At 38.2% G+C, this 20,340-nt stretch carries 18 protein-coding genes; 9 read left to right on the top strand and 9 right to left on the bottom strand.

Translation table 11 applies throughout. The annotated features are described in order from the left end of the window. Nucleotides 1–6: 6 nt before the first annotated feature. Nucleotides 7–1,743 (top strand): VRR-NUC domain-containing protein, encoded by a 1,737-nt coding sequence (locus EWM59_RS14735; protein ID WP_130021856.1) that lies wholly within the window; start codon nt 7–9, stop codon nt 1,741–1,743. 149 nt (nt 1,744–1,892) lie between these two features. Here EWM59_RS14735 and EWM59_RS14730 read toward each other — a convergent pair whose 3' ends face one another. The 3 genes from EWM59_RS14730 to EWM59_RS14720 form a co-directional block, all read right to left on the bottom strand. Then, nucleotides 1,893–3,050, bottom strand: coding sequence for a hypothetical protein (locus EWM59_RS14730; RefSeq protein WP_130021854.1), 1,158 nt, complete (start codon nt 3,048–3,050; stop codon nt 1,893–1,895). Then, nucleotides 3,047–4,018: a DUF2157 domain-containing protein gene (locus EWM59_RS14725; protein ID WP_130021852.1), complete on the bottom strand. Its 972-nt coding sequence runs from the start codon at nt 4,016–4,018 to the stop codon at nt 3,047–3,049. Before EWM59_RS14725 ends, EWM59_RS14730 begins: the two co-directional genes overlap by 4 nt. Before the next feature lie 194 nt (nt 4,019–4,212). Further along, a complete protein-coding gene (locus EWM59_RS14720) occupies nt 4,213–6,192 on the bottom strand; it encodes an alpha-1,4-glucan--maltose-1-phosphate maltosyltransferase (RefSeq protein WP_130021850.1) in 1,980 nt (659 codons plus the stop codon). Nucleotides 6,193–6,360: 168 nt separating this feature from the next. Here EWM59_RS14720 and EWM59_RS14715 point away from each other — a divergent pair, with 168 nt between their 5' ends. Beyond that, a complete protein-coding gene (locus EWM59_RS14715) occupies nt 6,361–6,780 on the top strand; it encodes an SPOR domain-containing protein (RefSeq protein WP_130021849.1) in 420 nt (139 codons plus the stop codon). A 225-nt stretch (nt 6,781–7,005) separates the two neighbouring features. Further along, nucleotides 7,006–7,716: an SPOR domain-containing protein gene (locus EWM59_RS14710; RefSeq protein WP_130021847.1), complete on the top strand. Its 711-nt coding sequence runs from the start codon at nt 7,006–7,008 to the stop codon at nt 7,714–7,716. 141 nt (nt 7,717–7,857) lie between these two features. On the opposite strand, the gene pheS is transcribed toward EWM59_RS14710, so the two are convergent. Further along, nucleotides 7,858–8,895: a phenylalanine--tRNA ligase subunit alpha gene (pheS, locus tag EWM59_RS14705; protein ID WP_130021845.1), complete on the bottom strand. Its 1,038-nt coding sequence runs from the start codon at nt 8,893–8,895 to the stop codon at nt 7,858–7,860. Nucleotides 8,896–9,139: 244 nt separating this feature from the next. On the opposite strand from pheS, the gene EWM59_RS14700 reads away from it, so the two are divergent. The 3 genes from EWM59_RS14700 to EWM59_RS28585 all read left to right on the top strand — a co-directional run bounded on the left by EWM59_RS14700 (nt 9,140) and on the right by EWM59_RS28585 (nt 10,484). Beyond that, on the top strand, nt 9,140–9,577 hold the full coding sequence (locus EWM59_RS14700) for a LytR/AlgR family response regulator transcription factor (protein WP_130021843.1): 438 nt from the start codon (nt 9,140–9,142) through the stop codon (nt 9,575–9,577). 444 nt (nt 9,578–10,021) lie between these two features. Next, nucleotides 10,022–10,177, top strand: a complete 156-nt coding sequence (locus EWM59_RS27640; protein WP_165372186.1) for a hypothetical protein — start codon at nt 10,022–10,024, stop codon at nt 10,175–10,177. Between the two features lie 172 nt (nt 10,178–10,349). Beyond that, nucleotides 10,350–10,484, top strand: coding sequence for a hypothetical protein (locus EWM59_RS28585; RefSeq protein ID WP_262709279.1), 135 nt, complete (start codon nt 10,350–10,352; stop codon nt 10,482–10,484). A gap of 127 nt (nt 10,485–10,611) precedes the next feature. Here the strand turns inward: EWM59_RS28585 and EWM59_RS14695 are convergent, their stop codons facing one another. Continuing rightward, the gene (locus EWM59_RS14695) at nt 10,612–12,504 is read right to left on the bottom strand and encodes an amidophosphoribosyltransferase (protein WP_130021841.1); all 1,893 of its coding nucleotides are present in this window, start codon (nt 12,502–12,504) and stop codon (nt 10,612–10,614) included. A 436-nt stretch (nt 12,505–12,940) separates the two neighbouring features. On the opposite strand from EWM59_RS14695, the gene EWM59_RS14690 reads away from it, so the two are divergent. After that, the gene (locus EWM59_RS14690) at nt 12,941–13,528 is read left to right on the top strand and encodes a DUF3575 domain-containing protein (protein WP_130021839.1); all 588 of its coding nucleotides are present in this window, start codon (nt 12,941–12,943) and stop codon (nt 13,526–13,528) included. A 70-nt stretch (nt 13,529–13,598) separates the two neighbouring features. On the opposite strand, the gene EWM59_RS14685 is transcribed toward EWM59_RS14690, so the two are convergent. The 3 genes from EWM59_RS14685 to EWM59_RS14675 form a co-directional block, all read right to left on the bottom strand. Further along, nucleotides 13,599–14,339 (bottom strand): LytR/AlgR family response regulator transcription factor, encoded by a 741-nt coding sequence (locus tag EWM59_RS14685; RefSeq protein ID WP_130021837.1) that lies wholly within the window; start codon nt 14,337–14,339, stop codon nt 13,599–13,601. Between the two features lie 53 nt (nt 14,340–14,392). Beyond that, a complete protein-coding gene (locus tag EWM59_RS14680; protein ID WP_130021835.1) occupies nt 14,393–15,487 on the bottom strand; it encodes a sensor histidine kinase in 1,095 nt (364 codons plus the stop codon). A gap of 142 nt (nt 15,488–15,629) precedes the next feature. Continuing rightward, nucleotides 15,630–16,265 carry a histidine phosphatase family protein gene (locus EWM59_RS14675; RefSeq protein WP_130021833.1) on the bottom strand — a complete coding sequence of 212 codons (636 nt, stop codon included), beginning with the start codon at nt 16,263–16,265 and terminating at the stop codon, nt 15,630–15,632. A gap of 361 nt (nt 16,266–16,626) precedes the next feature. On the opposite strand from EWM59_RS14675, the gene EWM59_RS14670 reads away from it, so the two are divergent. Next, the gene (locus EWM59_RS14670) at nt 16,627–17,052 is read left to right on the top strand and encodes a hotdog fold thioesterase (RefSeq protein ID WP_130021831.1); all 426 of its coding nucleotides are present in this window, start codon (nt 16,627–16,629) and stop codon (nt 17,050–17,052) included. A gap of 84 nt (nt 17,053–17,136) precedes the next feature. Beyond that, a complete protein-coding gene (locus tag EWM59_RS14665; RefSeq protein WP_130021829.1) occupies nt 17,137–17,979 on the top strand; it encodes an outer membrane beta-barrel protein in 843 nt (280 codons plus the stop codon). 258 nt (nt 17,980–18,237) lie between these two features. Here EWM59_RS14665 and ftsH read toward each other — a convergent pair whose 3' ends face one another. Beyond that, on the bottom strand, nt 18,238–20,292 hold the full coding sequence (gene ftsH / locus EWM59_RS14660; RefSeq protein WP_130021827.1) for an ATP-dependent zinc metalloprotease FtsH: 2,055 nt from the start codon (nt 20,290–20,292) through the stop codon (nt 18,238–18,240). Between the last annotated feature and the right edge of the window lie 48 nt (nt 20,293–20,340).

Genomic DNA, 20,340 nt, shown 5'->3' with positions numbered 1-20,340 from the left:
ATCAGTATGGCAGATCAAAACGAGCTTCCCCCCAAATATTATCTCGAATACTTCAATTACCTGCTGGATTTTGTTCAGGAGAAATATCGGCATATTCTTAATGAAAACGAGTGGCGTTTCTTACGCAAATATTATTGCCTCAGTGAAGATGCCCAATGCCTCTTTATCCGCTTCAGCAATCGTAAAGGGTTGTTTTTTAAGGTGAATAAACTGGCTTATGCCGAATTGACTGATATTCCGTCTTTGTTGAATGAATTGCTCGACAGAGAGTTTATTGAACCTGTAAATGCCGGAAAACATGAAACATTCAGCAAGGAATTATTAGGCGTATTCGGGAAAGACGAATTAGCCAACCGTTTTACTAAAATAATTGCTGCTACCGAAGAAAAAGTACCCAATGCCGAAAGAATATCTTATAAAAAACTTAAAAAAGATGAACTGGTAGAAACCCTGCTGAAATCCTTTAGTTTTGAGGAAATTGTGGAGGCAATTCAGGATTTAGAACCAGTAGTTAAGGTTTGTTTCGAGTTTGAAGTAACCTTTATGAAGTTTCTTTTCTTTGGTAACCGTTACCTCGACATGACTGAATTTGTTGTTAGAGATTTAGGACTGGTACAATACGAAAGTCATGACGATGATAAACTGGTAGCCCGGTTTACCACACGAAAAGATGCTGAAGACAAATGGTTAATTACCGACCAGAACGACCTTTTTTCTCAACTGAAAGATACAGGTACTCCTCTTGAAATCTATGACTGGTTCATGAATTTTACTGACTCGGTAAATGATTTAAGCGAAGTAGCCAAACCTGCGTACGAAAGGCTTATCCTGAAAGTGGGGACATTCTTAGAGAAGAACAAACTTTATGATGAAGCACTCAATACTTTCCGCCTGACAGAGCAGGTGCCATCACGAGAAAGACAGGTACGTACCTTACAAAAATTAGGATTCATTGACGAAGCCCTTTCGCTTTGCCAATTGATGATTGAATTTCCGAAAAACGCTGATGAAAGGTTTTATGCCACAGATTTTATGAACCAGATAAGCAGCAAAAAACGGGTGCATAAAAAAAGTACTACTTCTTGGTTGCACCAGTCTGATTCCATTACTATTTCGGAAGAATTTCGTCATCAGGTAGAAATGGGGGTAGCTAATTATTATATCAGAGAAGGAAAAATGGCTGTTTTTTCTGAAAATCATACCTGGAGAGCCATTTTTGGGTTGATATTCTGGGATATTGTATTCGACCCAAGTCTTGTAGCTTTTCATCATCCTTTTCAACGTCGCCCTTCCGATTTATATCTGCCTGATTTTTACGAAAAACGACAGGATTTAATCATCAGTCATCTGGCAAGTTTTGATAATATCCAAACACTTCTGGTATATATGGGTGAGCGATATGAATCGAAATTTGGTATTGCCAATCCGTTTGTACCTTGGTTGGAAGAAATGTGGATTATCGTCAGAAAAGCAGTAGAGGTAATTAATTTTGAATCATTAAAAAAGATTCTGCACGAAATGTCGAAGAACCTTGTCGAAAATCTTCGGGGTTTTCCTGACCTTTTTATGTGGGATGAGGGCAACAATGAATACTGCTTTGTAGAAGTAAAATCTCCTACTGATAACCTCTCTAATCAACAATTATTCTGGTTGCAGTTTTTTAAAGAAGTCGGAGTAAATTCAAAGGTATTAAGAGTATTTTGGGAGAAGCCACTTGAGGAAGTGAGTAGTTTTAGTGAATGAGTGATTGTCTGGAACTGTGATTTACCTGATTGAACTGATTTTTTTGATTATAGAAGGTTGGGGTCATAATAATTAATTTCTTCCAACCCATTTTCAGTGAAGTCAAAAAATTAGCGGACGCCGCACGAGTAAATCACAGTTCAAGACGATTAATAGTTACTCCCACTTCCACCACCACCAAAATCACCGCCGCCGAATTTCATTTTCCCGCCTGTTCCCTGATGCGGTAATGCCTGGCTCACCATAAACGCCTCAAAATCACGGTATTTACTGGCCTGCGATTGCTTATAAGTTAAACCCCACTTAGGTGTGCGCAGAAACCATATCCCCCATACCGAAAACCCTACAAGAGCCGCACCACCTAAGGTTAAAGCCCATTCAAGTGGCATGATAGAGAAATAGTAGCGATAAGTAAATATTGAAAAAGCAAAGGCCAGTATGCCTACCATTACCATTTTTCTATCCTTATTTTTCAACCCAAAAAATAAATAGGCAAATGGGATAGTAAGCGTAAACAGGTAAAATAAAGGAGCAAAGGCTATCTGTGTGGAGTCAATAAGGCCATTCAATAGCGCATTCCCTTCTCTTACTACCATATAATTTCCGCCCAGATAAAAAGCTATCAGGCTTCCTGTCTCAATACATATCTGAGCATCAGTAAAATATGCCGAATTGTCTTTCTTTTTCCACCACCTTGTAAAGAAAAAACTGATAGCCGACACCCCCATAATCACAAAAGGCACAATCAACTTCCCGATTGGCCACTCTATGGTAAGAGTAAACCAGAAACAAATCCATACTACAAAAATAGCAATGGCAACAAAAGGGTCACCGTATCGTAGCAAAAAAGGAATAAACACCAGGAGAGATAAAAAATAATAGGCATATAATGACCATCGAAAATCGGTAATGGCAAAAATCGTAGTCAGAAATGACCCTATGGCCACATACATCAGGGCATTGTCGGTACCCGAACGATACAGTTTCCTGCTTTTAATGAAATACTCTAAAACAAATACCAACCCTACACCATTGCCTAAACAAACAGCCGCCAAACCTATACTCGACTCCATGAGCGAGGAAAAAAGCATGACTGATAAAAAGCCAAAAGTGGAAGAAATGGCTACATTAGTAAAAATAAACAAACCAAATTCAATAAATATATTAGGCTGATAGAACTCTACCGGAAACATTTTTTTTGCCTCTGCAAATTGTTCTGCGCTTAATACTTTTTCTTGGTACCATTCCTTAATCATATCCTGATTATCAATATTATCAACCCAGGTTTCATTATATGCCTTTTTCATTTCTTTAGTCCGATAATTTGTTTGATATTAATCAGGAAAAACACTACACCTACTGCCGACCCCATAAAGTAAAGCATATATAAGGTAAAATCAAGCCCATTGGTATATTCCCAATGAAAAATCCAGTAGGTCAGTGCTATGTATCCATAAATAACCCCCATCAACAGATAAAGATATGATTGCGTGCGGCGGGCATACCATATACTGCCATAGCTTAGTATCGCCATTACCAGTAAATACACGAGTTTCATATCAAACTGAAACAATCCGGCGAGGGTTGCTACAAAGGCAATATTAAATCCGAAAATAAAATAAGTAAAAGAGAAATGTTTCTTCCATTGCTTATACTCGCTGATACCTCCCATCACAATTAATACAATCCCCAATAAGATAGAAATATGGGTAATATCAGCAGTAGAAAAGTTTCTTTGCTGCCATAATCTGATAGGGGCAATGTTTACACCTACCCATGAGGCAAAAGCCGTAACGGCCATTGAGAGCACTCCTCTGTGATCGAAACGATAAGCCAAAAAGAAAAACAGTACTGCGGGCAGAAAAGTAGCCAGCCCGTAGCGGGTACCAAAAACATTATATTGGTATTGCAGATACCCCTCCAGGGTCAGAAACATGACGCAGGCACCCAAGAGTGCAAAATCATCTAATTTTTCCGTTTCAATTACTTCCTCCCAAGTAAATGGCTTGCGGTGTTTAAAGGCATAATACAAACAACCCAGAAAAGCCAGTAAAATTAACCCAATCAGCACATTATGTCCTATAGAATCAATGTTTTCGTAAATAACTACCCCTAAACCTGCGCCTAAAAGCGTAATGCCTACATATAAAAGGGTGCGCAATTCCCAATGAACAGAGAAAGGCTTGTTTTGTTCATAGGTTTTAATCTTAGCCGATTGGTCTTCGGGGATGATTGCGTTTTCTACTAAAGTTTTTAAAAGCTGCTGATACTCCATAAATATTGTCGGTTAGTTACTTTCATTAGTCGTATGTATTTAGTCTCGTATGTTTAAAGTGATTGAGATGATTTCACTGATTTACAATACTTTGTTTAGAGTTATTGTATATATTTTGAAGATATTCTCAGTGAAATCATCTCAATCAGTTAAATCATAGTTCAGACATATTTCAATCGTCAATCACTAAATTCTTATATATCCTCTATTCTAAACAAATGGAATGGCAGAATATAGGGGTCAAGTTCTACATAATTATATTCGCCACGCCAGCTAAAAGTAGCACCGGTTATCAGGTCATGCACCCGATACGTTTCCCAGTCATTTTTATGAATCTTCCACAGAGGCATTTTTACTGTTCCACTTTGCTTATTGTACCCATCCAGATTGACTACACATAAAATCCGGTTTCCGTCAGAAGCAGTTTTCAGATAGGCTAAAAGCTGGTCGTTATGAATTTCACAAAAATCAATGTTATTAGTCGAATGAAAAGCAGTATTCTCTTTTCTGATTCTGTTAACCTGCGTAATAATATAGGTCAGTTTATTTCTATGCTCCCAATTCCACCATTTGATTTCATACTTTTCCGAAAACCCATATTCTTCTTTATTAGGAAATGGCTCATGATACAGATACTCATACGTAGGCCCGAAAATGCCATAATTACTCACCAATGTAGCCGCCATAAAATAACGGCTTAAAAATAAGGGTTCATGCTTGCTCTGCAACATATAAGGATTAATATCGTGCGTATTAGGCCAGAAATTCGGCCTGAAATAATACTTCATTTCTCCTTTGGTGAGTTCTTCCATGTACTGAACAATCTCTCCTTTATAAGTGCGCCATACATAATAGGTATAAGACTGCGTATAACCTAATTTAGCCAGTTGCTGCATTACCTTTGGTTTCGTAAACGCTTCTGACAAGAAAATCATATCAGGGTAATCTATTTTGGTCTCGGCAATTACCCATTCCCAAAAACCAAATGCTTTGGTATGCGGATTATCAACCCTGATAATCCTTACCCCCCACTCAGCCCAGGTATAAATCAGATTTTTAAGTTCCTGCCAGAGATTTTTCCAATCTGCTGTTTCAAAATTAACAGGATAAATATCCTGATATTTTTTAGGTGGATTTTCGGCATACTTAATGGTACCATCGGGCAGTATTTTAAACCAATCCGGATGTTTTTTTACCCACGGATGGTCTGGCGAGCATTGAATGGCTAAGTCCATAGCAATTTCCATGTCATAAGCCTTACAGGCTTCTATCAGATGTTTGAAATCATCGAGTGAGCCCAGTTCTGAGTGAATTGCCTCATGCCCTCCTTCGGCCGAACCAATGCCGTAAGGCACTCCCGGCTCACCTTCTTCGCTTGTTACCGAGTTATTCTTACCTTTTCTATGGGTGATACCAATCGGATGAATAGGTGGCAGATACAGCACATCAAATCCCATTTCGGCAATACGTGGCAGCAGATTTTCTACATCTCTGAATGTACCATGCTTTCCATGTTCTCTTGAAGCCGAACGTGGAAACATGGAATACCATGCCGAAAATCCGGCTTTTTTTCTGTCAACATAGATTTTCAATTCTTTATACCTGAAAGCATCCTGCCGCTCAGGGTATTTTGTTGACCAGTCAAGCATCTGTTGGCTCATAGCAATCTGTATGGCTTCCCCGTAGCTTGCTTCACCTGGGCCATAAGACCCTTTCATGGCTTTTGCCGCCTGCTGAATCGCTTTCTTCTCATCTCCTTTGGCTTTTTGGGCCATGTCATTCAAAAACAATTCACCTTGCATCAGCTCTACTTTCAGATGTTGCCCATCACGCACTTTGGCATCTACTTCGTGCATCCAGGTAGCAATGTGGTCGGCCCACGCTTCTATGGTATAGCTATAAAACCCTTGTTTTTCTACCGAAAAATGTCCAATCCAGCGATTATTATCAAACAACTGCATGAGGGTTTCGCTCCATTCCTTGTCGGCTTCATGTTTATAAAGGAGTCGGGCTGATAGTTTATCGTGGCCATCAATCAATATATCTGCCTCTACAGTAATGCTTTCGCCTACTATGGCTTTAATCGCATATCGGCCACCGTCAATTTCAGGAGTTACACGTTCTACTACTGCACGGCATTGTCCATTAGCTGGAAAAGGAAAATGATTTTTCATAAATTATTGATAAACGAAAGCATCAGAAGCATATCTGTTGCTGATAAAGATGGGTTTGACACCCTCAAAGGTTAAAGAATTTGCTCAAATTTCTTCTTTTTTTAATCAAAAAAAAAGTTTAGCACGAAATTTGAAATTTAAAAATGCAGTACTATCAATTACAATAAAATGAAAAAGAGTATCATATCCACAATTACAATGCTTTGTTTGCTCAACTTTGCCTTTGCTAATGATGAATTAAATCCGAATGGCAATGGTGGTAAAAACAAAGGACGTGCTAAAGATAACGGAAGTTCAAAAGAGATGCTTGCGAATTTTGTTTATGTAAAACAAAAGAGCGATTTAGATGGGTTTGGTTTGCAACTGGCTTCATTCTCTAATTTAGATAATGCCAAGGCATTTGCCAGAAATGTAATTAAGCAAGGCGATGCAGAAAAGAAGCAAGTGTTTATTTATGGAATGAACATAGACGGCAAAACATTTTATAAAGTATATTTTGGTATCACCAAAACCGATGACTCAATTCGTGGTAAGCAAAAATATTTTCTTGAAAACGGGCAGTATGCTTTTGTAAGAGAGTTTAAATAATCTTCTCAAATACGACGTATTTATCCGGTTTATACTTAATACCTCATTATCAACGAGTTAGCAGCAGAAAGAAAAAAATATCTTTCTGCTGCTTTGTTTTAAGGCTTTTTATTTATTATTTAAGGCTACAATTGGCACATTATTTGCCAATAATTATTCAAAACCACTGATGGTAACGTGCTAAAATAATCGCCGGAGGTGTCCTACCCATAAACAACCGTTATAATGAAATTACGTGCCCCTTTAACTTTAAAAGGAATTTTATTCCTATGCTTTGCAGCGAGCCAGGTGCTTGCGCAAACCTCTGCTAATTTTACTGATGCCCTTAGTAAATCCGCTAAAAAGGAATCAGGAAGCAATACCACAAAAATAAGAATTACTAATCTGGACACAGATAAGTCTGTAGTTGTTTCTGTTGCTGACCCCACCAAAGGAAAAGGAAGCAATAAAGTGGCTTATTTGTCTGACAAGGTTGACCTGAAAGCGAACAAAGGCAAAGTAAAGATTGAGAAAGTAGAAGATGATGAAGTAGAAGTACTTTGGGCTACGGCCGAAGTAACTGCTCCGGTGCGGACCAATGTTCCTTTAAAGAAACCAAGCCAGGACAAACAGATTAAACTTGAAACTACAAAAATTGAGAATTTCGACGTAAATCATGTGTACGACCTGAATGGCAAAATGCAGGAACCTAATGGCTTTGGCTTACAATTAGGTGCATTTGGTCAGCTACAAGCGGCTAAAGATTTTGCAGGTCAGTTAGTACAAAAAGGAGAGATAGAAAATGATAAGATTTTTATACAAGTAAGTAAAGCAGCAGATAAGCCTATGGTTTATCGGGTTATCTATGGTGTTTATAGTTCAGAAGTAAATGCCAGAAATACACAAAAGCAAATCGAGACTTTAGGTTATCCGGCTTTTGTGAAAGGATTCAATTAAATTTGTCAGGATTTTTTTTAAAATGGTGTCATTCATGTTGTGAATGATTAGCAGCCGCCGCACGGTAAAGCAAAAAACTCCCCTCAACCGAAGGGAGTTTTTTTATATGTACATGGATTGTTAATTATGGCAATCTATTCATCAGGCTCCTTCAAACTGACGTAAGAAGCGCACATCGTTCTCAAAAAACAGGCGTAAGTCGTTAATACCATAGCGAAGCATCGTAATACGCTCTACTCCCATACCAAAAGCAAAGCCTGTGTATTCTTCAGGGTCAATGCCACTGTTCAGCAATACATTCGGGTCAACCATTCCTGAGCCTGCAATTTCTACCCAACCGCTATGCTTGCAGATATTACAACCTGAGCCGCCACAAATAAAACAAGTAACGTCAATTTCGGCACTTGGCTCAGTAAATGGGAAATAACTTGGCCGAAGACGAATCTTTGTATCTTTTCCGAACATTTCTTTCGCAAAATGATACAAAGTGTCTTTCAGGTTTTTAAAACTCACATTTTTGTCCACATACAAACCCTCTATCTGATGAAACTGACAATGCGCTCTGGCCGAAATAGCCTCGTTGCGATACACCCTGCCTATCATGATTGAGCGGATAGGCGGCTTTTTACGCTCCATTAAGCGGACCTGCACGTTAGAGGTATGCGTGCGAAGCAATACATCGTCTTTTTGTACAGCCTTTTTCTCCACAAAAAAAGTATCCTGCATTTCACGCGCAGGGTGATTTTCAGGAAAATTCAAGGCCGTGAAATTATACCAGTCTGTTTCAACCTCAGGGCCATCTTCATGACTAAAACCCATACGGGCAAATACTTCCAGTACCTTCTGGCGGGTCAATGTCAAAGGGTGTACTGTTCCTGCAAAATTAGGTGCAACCGGAAGCGTCAAATCAAACTTACGACTATTGGCCGAGTCGTCAGAAGCATTTTCTACTTCTTCCGAAAAATCTTTAAACTTCTGCTCTGTAAAATTTTTCAACTTGTTCAACTCCTGTCCTACTGCCCGTTTCTGCTCATTGGCAACTGTTTTAAATTGCTCGAACAAGTCATTGAGAATACCTTTACGACTGATATATTTAAGGCGGAAGTTTTCCAGATCTTCCTTAGTGCCTACTGTAGCCGTGGTTACTTCATCTATTACTTCCTTAATTCTGTCTAACACTTTATCTGCCGTTTAATAAAAAATTTTACAAATATATACATATTGTTAGAATATGGTATATTTTTACATAAGAACTCATCGTTCTACTAACAGAATTACCCGAAACATGCCTGCGTAGATTTACGCAAATCCTTAGGGGTAATTACTGAATTTAACCTATTATTAAACTCATAAACTATTCATTTTCAGCACTTTAAGTAAAATCACATGTTTCATCAAGTTGCATAATTTTTATTTAGCAACTATGTTTGAGCCAGAAAACTCAAGCAAAAACTATATGAATAGCATTGATTTTATACAGCAAAAAGTAAAGACTGCATTCGGTCAGCCGAAACAATTAAAAACCAATCAGCAAATCAAGGTACACTTTTCGAACCGATGGATAAAAATTCCTTTGAAAAGTATTGTACGTTTACAAGGAGAGTGCAACTATACGTATGTTTACACCGAAAACAGGGAGTATATAGCCGCAAGAACTCTTAAAAACTTTGAAAAGCTACTGGCCGAAGAAAGCTTCATCAGGGTTCAAAAATCTCATATTGTAAATATGATGTTTGTTCAGGGTGTAGATATTCAGAAAAATGCCGGAGAAATCAGAATTGAAGGAGGTAGGCATCTGGAAGTTTCAAGAAGAAGGTTGAAAGAAGTAATAAATAAACTTGTTTTTTTTCACAGCTGCTGAGAGACTTTTCACGTTGGGTTACGTCTCAATAGAAGCTAAGGAAAAAAACTAACGGTATTATAATTCATAATACTTTTTAGTGGTTAGGTGATGAATAAAGCAACTACTCTTTGGGTGGTTGCTTTTTATTTTTGGGGGTACCTGAACGCAGCGGCCGACACCCGGTTGAAGGCAAAAGTATAAGCCATTCAAGGGTCTTAAACCGTGTAGAAAAGCACAGGAAAAAATTTCCACATTTCAACAATTAAAACATACTTCTTTCCCTTTTAATCGCCCTCGCATAAGTGGTATATCATTTTTTAGTAATTAAAAGATGTCATTTTGACACATCACCGTTTGATAAAAAAAAGTCAAAATTAAACCAAAAATTTTAGCGAATATTCGCTTTGTGGCGTACCTTTGTTATCACAAATTTTATCAACAATAACTATAAAAAGTACTGTTATGAAAACCGCAACTATGCAATCAAAAGGAATTCTGACTATTCAGGAAGCAGTGGATCTGAAAGATGTTTTACGTTTGATTGGTATGAAAGAACTGACCAATAATGTTTTTAGCTTACCAAACAAAAAGAAAAAAGCAAACGAAGTTTCTGCATGATAATTGCAGGTCATTAAAAAATCAGGTTTTTAAATATAAAGAAAGGGTACAAACCAGCAATGATGTTGATTTGTACCCTTTTGCTAATTTTAGCAGGTTATATGCCCTATTTTCACAAAATGGCAATCTTTTTGACGCATTTTGGTTAAAATCTAAAAACCAAGGAAACAATATGAAAAAAAACCTTACTTCTGCCCCATCGACACTCACGCATGAATCTGCATTGAGTATCAGAAATGTACTAAAACTGATAGGAATGAAAGAGGTAACAAACAATGTGTTTAGCCTACCTGCAAAAAATAAATAGATTTTATTGTCGAATGTCAATTGCAGATTGTCGAATGGTTTGAGACTGCAATACAGATTATCGAATTAGTTTTTTCTATTCGACAATCTGCATCGCAACGGCGAACCGTTCGACGTTCGACAATTCTTTAATAGGCTCTCACCAGTTTTCCTTCCATAAAGTTCACAAAAGCCTGATTCACTACACGATTACCACCACGTGTTGGATAATTTCCAGTAAAGTACCAGTCTCCCAAATGATTCGGACAAGCTTTATGCAGATTCTCTACAGTCTGATACACCATATTCACTTCCGCATTCATCCCTTCCGGTGTTACAATCTCAGCTATTTTGTCTGACACCTCCTCATCTGTAAACTTACTATATAACTGCTTCACAAAATTCTCGTCATACGCATTGTTAGTCTGCAAGGCGCCTACGCTCTGGGCATATACTTCCTGCTTCATATATTCAATGCCATTTTGTTTCAGCAAGTCTAACATGGCTCTGAAAGCCACAAACTCTTTCATTTTCGACATATCGATACCATAACAATCAGGATAACGAATCTGTGGTGCCGACGATACGATGATTATTTTCTTAGGACCCAGACGGTCAAGCATTTTCAGGATACTTTTTTCCAGCGTAGTACCACGTACAATCGAGTCATCAATCACCACCACTGTATCTATCCCTTTTCTGATTACCTCGTAGGTCATTTCATACACGTGCGATACCATTTCATCACGTTCATCGTCGTTAGTAATGAAAGTACGCAGTTTTACGTCTTTCGATACGAGTTTTTCGATTCTTGGGCGGAACGATAGTACCCGCTTGATTTCGTCCTGCGAAAGATTTCCTTCTGTAATGCGTTTCAGACGCCAGTCGGCCAGGTATTCTTCCAGACCTTCTACCATCCCGAAGAAAGCCATTTCGGCTGTGTTCGGAATGTACGAGAAAACTGTATTCTCTAAATCATAATCTATTTTCTCTAATATCTGAGGAATCAGCAAACGGCCTAACTGCTTGCGTTCATCATAGATTTGCGGGTCTGACCCACGTGAGAAATAGATACGCTCAAAGCTACATGAACGCTTCTCTAATGGTTTCATAATCTGAAACTCATTATACTCGCCATGTTTATCAATTATCAGGGCATTGCCCGGTTGAATCTCTTTTATCTCTTCATAATTGGCATTGAAAGCTGCTTTGATAGCTGGTTTTTCAGAGGCCACAATTACTACTTCATCATTTGCCCAATAATAAGCCGGACGAATACCTGCAGGGTCTCTTACCACAAACGACGCCCCAAAACCTGTAATACCTGCCATAGCATACCCCCCGTCAAAATCACGACAGGCACGGTAAAGTACTCTTGGTAAATCCATGTTATCTTCTATAATATCAGATAGTGCCGGATTCTCATAAATGCCTTTGAAACGGTCGAATACACGTTGGTTTTCTTCATCTAAAAAATGGCCGATTTTCTCCATTACGGTTACTGTATCGCCTTTGTCTTTCGGATGCTGACCCAGTTTTACCAGTTTCTTAAAAAGCTCTTCGGCATTGGTCATATTAAAGTTACCTGCCATCAGCATATTTCTACTGCGCCAGTTACTCTGGCGTAGCATCGGGTGGCAGTTTTCTATCTCATTCTTTCCATGTGTTCCATATCGCAAGTGTCCTAACCACACTTCGCCCGAATACGCTACGTTTTCCTGCAACCATTTGGCATCTTTAAACTTATCAGGATTGTTTCTTAATACTTCCCGATACTTTTCATTAATCTTATTAAAAATATCGGTAACCGGACGATTTTCAACTGAGCGATAGCGGCTGATATATCGGCTACCCGGTGGTACATCCAGTTTCACATTCCCTACACCCGCTCCGTCCTGACCACGGTTCGACTGTTTTTCCATCAGAACATACAGCCGCTTAATGCCATAAAGGGGTGTGCCGTATTTATCAATATAGTATTGGAGGGGTTTACGAAGACGAACAAGGGCAATGCCACATTCGTGTTTTATTTCGTCGCTCATTATGAAGGTTTGGAAATTGTGTTATACAAAGTTGATAAGAATATCATTGGAGTACAAAGATTTTCTTACAAATTTTAGAAAATACTTTTACTACCTTTCGGGTTATTAAATTCTTAAAAAATTGATAACGGTTTTAATACATTCTTAACGTAAAATACTGTAATAACTTATAGTTGGCTTAGGTTTTTATAACACAATTTTAAGGCAATAAATTCAGCTTTCAAAAATTGTAATAGTGCAAAAACTATAGGGTATTTCACTAAAATTCTTTAAGAAGAACATTAGAAATATTAAATAATCTGTGTATCTACATTTATCTGGAATAATATTCGGTTTTTCAAAGAAAAATCTAATTTTTGATTATTCAGTAATTATTTTTTATACCTTTATTACAAAAAACTTTTAGCTGAGTATTTCTCTTAAATAGTGCTGTGATATGAGAAAACTACCAATTATTACTACTCTACAATTTACAATACTGTTTATATTGCCATTTGCTTTGTTGCAAAGCAATATAACCTTTGCACAAGAGAAACCATTTATCCTCAAAACCAATCTTCCTAATTATTTTTTATTTGGCGGGGCAAATATTGCTTTTGAAAAATCCATAACAACTACCCAATCTTATTTAATCGATATTGGCTATGGAGATTACCGTTATCGGGATTTTGATGATGAAAGAGATAAATTTTATCAGATAACTTTTCAGTTCAGAAGATACTATACTGATAAAAGTTTGAGTGGCTTTTTTGTAAGTCCATACGTCAGATATCGCATAAAAGACATATATCAGACTTATAAAGAATTTTTGTTTGTGCCAATAAGTGATGGAAAAGACTTTATGGCTCATAGTATAAATTTGGGAGGTTCAATAGGATATCAACATTTTGTATTCAAGAAAATCTCCCTTGAATTAAATCTGGGTGCTGGCGCAGGAGTTAATATATTTTCAACCGGGAGAACCTATCCTTCATTAATTCGGGTAGATGGTTTAGCGGCACTCTCGGCAGGATACAAATTTTAATGTTTTTTCTCACAAACAAAATAGCCACTATCCTGATAAAAATAGTGGCTTTTTTCAAATAAACTGTTTCCTACAAACTCATTAAATCTTTAAACTTAATAGCCTGACGGCGGGAGATTTCTATTTTTTCAGGGTTTGATGTTTTTTCGGCGTGTTTGAGTGTTACCAACAAACCACCTGAGAACCAAGGCTCTATTTTATCAATCCATGCTAAATTAATGATGTGTTTACGATTAGCTCTGAAATAGATTTTAGGGTCAAGGCGTTCTTCCAGACTATTCAACGATTTCAGAATCATAGGTTTCTGGTCATCAAAATGCAAACGCACATAGTTACCCATCGACTCAAACAAACGTACTTTACCTAATTTCACAAACCAGCACTTTTCACCATCTTTTACAAATACCTGATCGCTTTCGCCCAAGAGTTTAACACCCTCTTTGCGTTCTATCTCATGCAATTGCTCATCTTCTACACGCTGAATAGCTTCTGCCAGCCTTTGCGTATCTATTGGCTTCAACAGGTAGTCAAGGGCATTAAATTCAAAGGCTTTCAGGGCATATTCGTCATAGGCAGTTGTAAAAATCACCTCCGGTACTTTTCCCTCAATGGCTTCTAATAGTTCAAAACCATTTTTACCCGGCATCTGAATATCTAAAAACAGTAAATCCGGTTGTAATTCATCAATCTGATTCAGGGCTTCTTCGGCATTTGCTGCCTCTCCTACTATATTTATTTTAGGAAAGTTTTCTAACAAGCGGCGCAATTCATTACGTGCTAAACGTTCATCATCTATAATAAGTGCTTTCATCGTAAATTTTGACCGGGTCGCCGGTGCGATGAGTATTTAATTGGTGAATAAAATTAGTTGGCAGTTACGGCAGGCGTAGCACTTTTAATCTCAGATACACTACGTACCTCAGTACTGCTCAATGGAATCGTGATTTCGGCACAAACTGTCAGGCTATCTTCCTGATAAATTTTAAACGATGCCTCGCTTCCATAAAGCAAATCTAAGCGTTGAGCCGTATTTTTCAAACCAAAACCTCCTGATTCCGATTTCGACTCAGTACCTTGTAATTGACCCGTATTCCGTATTTTAATGTATAATTTATGGTCTGCTACACTCGTATTGATTTCAACAAATCCCCAGTTAATGGCTTTCTGTACCCCGTGCTTAATGGCATTCTCGACTAATGTTTGTAACATCATAGGCGGCACCTGTATATTCTGGGTTTCGGGGGCAATATCCCATTTCATTTGCAGACGTTCTTCATAGCGCACTTTCTCTAAGGCTAAATAATCTTCAATGGTACGTAATTCTTCTTTTAGGGCAACTGTCTTACGTCTATCGGCCAAAAGAGAGCTTCTTAAAATATTAGATAATTGAGTAATGCCTTGTTGGGCTCTTGAGGGGTCTTCGAGCACCAGGGCTCTGATACTGTTCAGGGCATTGAACATAAAGTGCGGATTCATTTGTGCCCTTAAAACTTTAGCTTCGGTTTCTTTGATTGACGATTTTAGCTTTATTTCTTCAATTTCCCGCTGGCGTCTTTCTTCCGAATAGTTATAGAACATATAAATAAGTGCCCATACCAATATCGGTTTTGCCAGATTTATAAAATATTCAATAACCAGTACAGGTTTTTCGTTCAGGAGTTCGCCTACATATTTGGCATCTAATGGCACATTGAGGGCTACCAGAATAAGTGTCATCAAAAACACACTCAATCCCACCCTGAGTGCCAACTGTGGCAAGTGAAGCGTACCCCAGTTAAATTTTTTAACCACCAGCCTGAAAAGATGCGTCAGAATAATAGATAACACAATATTAGCCAGTGCATTAGATACCATATCATTATCGTATCCATACTGCAAGCTGTACTGAAATATTTCATTACCATTATATAAAGACCAACCTAAAATCTGGAAAAACCAGTATAATTTGTTTTTATTCATTAGAAATATGGCTCTGTTTTAAAAGAATCATTCGAACTTTTAAACTGAATAGCTTTTCATATATCCTAAAAATAAAGCAAAAAGTAGCGATGTGTTTTTTTTCTACATCAATGGAAATATGCTGCTATAAACGGAAATATGTCTATTCAGCTAAAACCATCAGGTGTGCTATATCATTACTTACTTCTACTGTAAAAGCTTTGGTATTGTAATCGTAGATAAGTTTATACAAACAAAGATTGCTGTGCTCAAAATCGTCCATAGTAGCAAGCGGAAGATTAAGCAGGTGTGTCAGTAAAATTCTGATGGCACGGCCGTGCATAGCCACTAAAACCAGTTCTTCTTCCGGACGTGACAATATTACCTCAAAAGCAATTTTTTGTCTGGCAACCACATCTTCCGGTGATTCGCCACCCACAGCAGCCGGGATATTGGTCTCACCTTTTTTCCATCGTTGCAACACATCTAAATAAAACTCGTCTTCCTGATAGTTCGGAGCTTTGCCTTCTTTTTCACCCCAGCATATCTCATTCAATCCTTCAAGGCTCTCATAAACAATACCCAAATCAATAAAATGCTGTACACTCTGAACCGTCCGGCGAAGTTTTGAAGTATAGATTTTATGGAAAGCCAAATGCTGATAGGCTTCAAAAAAAGCACGTGCCTGCGAAAGCCCTAATTCGTTAAGGTCAGAATCTACGCCACTTCCCTGTACGATTCCCATGCGGTTATATTCAGTCTCTCCGTGGCGAATCAGATAAATAGTTTTTGTTGACAAAACGGTAATTTTTAGATTAATCAAATAAAATATTGAATTTTCTAAAACAAAACTTAGCTTTAGACTTCAATATGAGTTTATTTAAATATTATTATTCTGACCGCGCGGCGGCCGCCGAAAAGGATAGATTTTTCAGATAGACAAGATATATTTTGTAGATGTAGCCGTCGGACCGCCGAAGCGGCAGCTACATCGAAAAAATATAACGCAGTATAGCAGAAAAAGATACCTTTGTAGGTCGTATAATAATGTTTAAACGAACTCTAATAAAAGGTCTCCAAATTTACGAAAATTTTGACTGGATTATTGCACTTTTTCAGGATTTTTTAAGGAGGCGCTTACGTATATAACTCTTGATACCATGTTTAAAAAACATCTTGATTTTGAAAAATTAAAAGGATTCGGCACAAATTCAATGAGCGACCACCTCGGAATAGAATTTGTAGAAATCGGAGAAGACTACATCACCGCTAAAATGCCGGTTAACGAACGCACTACTCAACCCTTTGGTATTTTGCACGGAGGAGCATCAGTAGCACTGGCAGAAACATTGGGCAGTATAGCCTCATTTCTGACTTTAGATGACCCTACCAAACAACAAGCAGTAGGTCTTGAAATTAATGCCAATCATATTCGTTCTGTTAGTAGCGGCAACTGGGTATATGCCAAAGCCATTCCTTTGCATTTAGGGAGAACCACCCATATATGGGACATAAAAATTACCAACGAAGAGCAAAAACTGGTATGTGTGGTGCGGTTTACAGTAGCTATTATAGGTGGGCGATAAACTTACCTATGGCTTGATTTTTGCGTATATTACTTCAATTTCCCACTTTATATAACATTTATTCTTAATACTCATCACGTATTTATGAAATTACGATTATCAGTTCTATTGAGTTTGATTACTTCTTCACTATTGGCCCAAGTACCTGCAGATACGGTAGTGGTTTCTAAAGATTCGGTAAAAGTAACTCCCTTTGTGATTAACGACGAAAAACCGGAGAAAAAACGTAAGAAAAAACCTCAACGAGACACCACTCAGAATTATGCCGCAGAGTATAATCGTGATAACCTGGGATTTCAATGGGGTATCAGAGGAGGGATAAACCTGAATAGTTTTACTACCAAAGATATAACAGTTACGAGGGTAGGTGCCAATGGCAATCCACAAGTTCCTTTTGTGAATGACAATATTATCTCTAATAGTGCCATGGTACTGGGCTATTTTGGAGGCTTTTTTGTACGTACCACCCGTGGGTCTTTTTATTTGCAACCGGAGGTATTTTATAACCAGAAAAGTGGCAAATTCGACATTCTGCAGGCTGATGGGAGGGTTAAACGTGTAAATGCTTCTTATTCAGTAGTTGATGTGCCTGTGCTTTTAGGAATACGTTTCAGACAGGGACGTATTTTTGCAGGGCCGATGCTTGAGTTTCCTATTAATTTCAACAACGAATTATTGAATGTAGTAAAAACCTATAAAATTAAAGATGAGCAAGGCAATGTAATAGATTTTAAGAAAGACCTCTTTAAAAGGCCTTCGCTGGGCGTAAGTGCCGGAATAGGTTTTGAATTTAATCATTTCTTCATTGAGGGGCGCTTTGAAATTACCAATCCTATCTATTATAACATCAGTTATAACAATGATACTTCCAAAAATTTACAGGTTTCTACCCGCGCGTTGGTACTGGCTATTGGGTTTATTAAGTAAAATTAAAGTAAAAGGTTTGGTATGAGGAAAGGGCTATCCGTGGGAAACATTTATTCCGGCCGCTAACCCTATCAACTTTAATGAAATCGGCTTATGAGATTGATTACAAAATGCCTAATATTCCTAATCAGTATCTGAATAGGTAAGCGTAGTTTCAGTGCAGATATAATAAAAATTCCCTCCACATCATGATTTGTTCTTATAAGAACTTCCATTCTATGGAGGGAAATTATATTTTCAGGAAATAGCAAGCGTTTTTTACACTTCCTCTTCTACTTTCTTTTCGCTCTTACCGCTTTTTTTCTCTTTGCCTTTATCCTGTTCTTTTTCTTTGATATGATTATCGCTGTCACTATCCATAAACTCCTGATAGTTGGTTAGTTTTTCAAAAGGTCTTTTACCAATCAGATCTACTAAGTCAGACTGATAAATGATTTCTTTCTTCAATAATTCCTGTGCGATTTTCTCTAATTCTTCACGTTTCGAAACCAACAATTCTCTTGTACGGGTATAAGCCGATGCAATCAGTTTCTTTACTTCTTCGTCAATGATCTTGGCTGTTTCTTCTGAATAAGGTTTTGTGAATGAATATTCTCCTTGTCCTTTAGAATCGTAGAAAGATACATTACCGATTTTATCGTTCATACCATATACAGTTGTCATACCATACGCACTTTTGGTTACCCTTTCAAGGTCACTTAGCGCACCTGTCGAGATTTTACCAAACACTACATCTTCTGCCGCACGACCACCCAAGGTCATACACATTTCATCAAACAGTTGCTCGGTGCGGTATAGATACTGTTCTTTCGGCAGATACTGTGCGTATCCTAAGGCCGCAATACCACGAGGTACAATACTTACTTTCACTAATGGGTTTGCATGCTCAAGGAACCAACCTGCTACAGCATGGCCTGCTTCGTGGTAAGCAACAATTTCTTTTTCTTCCGGCGAAATCAGTTTATTTTTCTTTTCCAATCCACCAATCTCACGGTCAATGGCATCGTGGAAGTCAGTCATATCAATGGCGGTTTTACCACGTCTGGCTGCTAAAAGAGCTGCTTCATTACAAACGTTGGCAATTTCTGCTCCGGCAAAACCAGGAGTTTGTGCAGCTAATTTTTTAATATCTATCGAATCAGCTAATTTCAACGGTCTCATGTGAACTTTAAAGATAGCTTCACGACCAACTAAATCTGGTGTATCAACACTAATCTGACGGTCGAAACGACCCGGACGCATCAAAGCTGAGTCTAATACATCGGGGCGGTTAGTGGCGGCAAGAATAATGATACCTGCATCAGAACCAAATCCATCCATTTCAACTAACAACGAGTTCAATGTATTTTCACGTTCGTCGTTTGCTCCGGGCATAGCACCACGTCCACGAGAACGACCCACGGCATCAATCTCATCAATAAAGATGATACAAGGTGCTTTTTCTTTGGCTTGTTTAAATAGGTCACGCACACGTGCCGCTCCTACCCCTACAAACATTTCAACGAAGTCAGAACCTGATAATGAGAAGAAAGGTACACTTGCTTCTCCGGCTACTGCTTTAGCCAAGAGGGTTTTACCTGTACCCGGAGGGCCTACCAATAAAGCACCTTTCGGAATTTTACCCCCCAGTTCGGTATATTTTTTAGGCGTTTTCAAGAAATCAACAATCTCCTGCAATTCTTCTTTGGCTTCTTCCAGTCCTGCCACATCAGTAAAAGTGATTTTCACTTTGCTGTCGGCATCAAATAAAGCTGCTCTTGATTTACCAATGTTGAAGATAGCACCACCGGGGCCTCCGCCACCTGCCATACGACTCATTAAGAAATACATCAGACCTAAAACCACGATGAAAGGCAATAATTGCCATACCATAGTCATAATATCCTGACGTTCAATACTTTCGGGATAAAGTGTATTTTTGTAATTGGGGTCAATCTGAGGTGATTTCAGAAATTCGGTATAATCACGCATAAAAGACTCTACCGATACTACATCTAATTTCAGATGTGGGCCTTCGATAATAAAACGGTTATTCCCTAATTCTTTTCTATATTCAGGTTTTTGGAGCGCTTCACGAGTAAGGCTGATTTCAACTGTTTTGTTTCCTTCCACAACGGCTACTTTTTGTACATCTTTCTGCAAAATCATTTGCTCAAGATCTTTATACTTTATTGTAGCAAGGGTTGCCTGCCTCGAATAAAGTAAAAAGCCTACAATACCAATAATAATAGCCGCTACAATCCACCCCTGCAAACCTCCTCCACCACTGTTCTGTGGTTTTCTTCTTGGAGAGTCGTTACTGTTTTCTGCCATGTTTTTATTTTTCAAAGTTTAACGCAATTATTATTAATACAGAAAACC

It is taken from the genome of Emticicia agri (assembly GCF_004168285.1).
GTDB classification, from domain to species: Bacteria; Bacteroidota; Bacteroidia; order Cytophagales; family Spirosomataceae; genus Emticicia; species Emticicia agri.
Note: the sequence above shows the minus strand (reverse complement) of the source record. Positions and strands in the feature narration are given on the sequence as shown.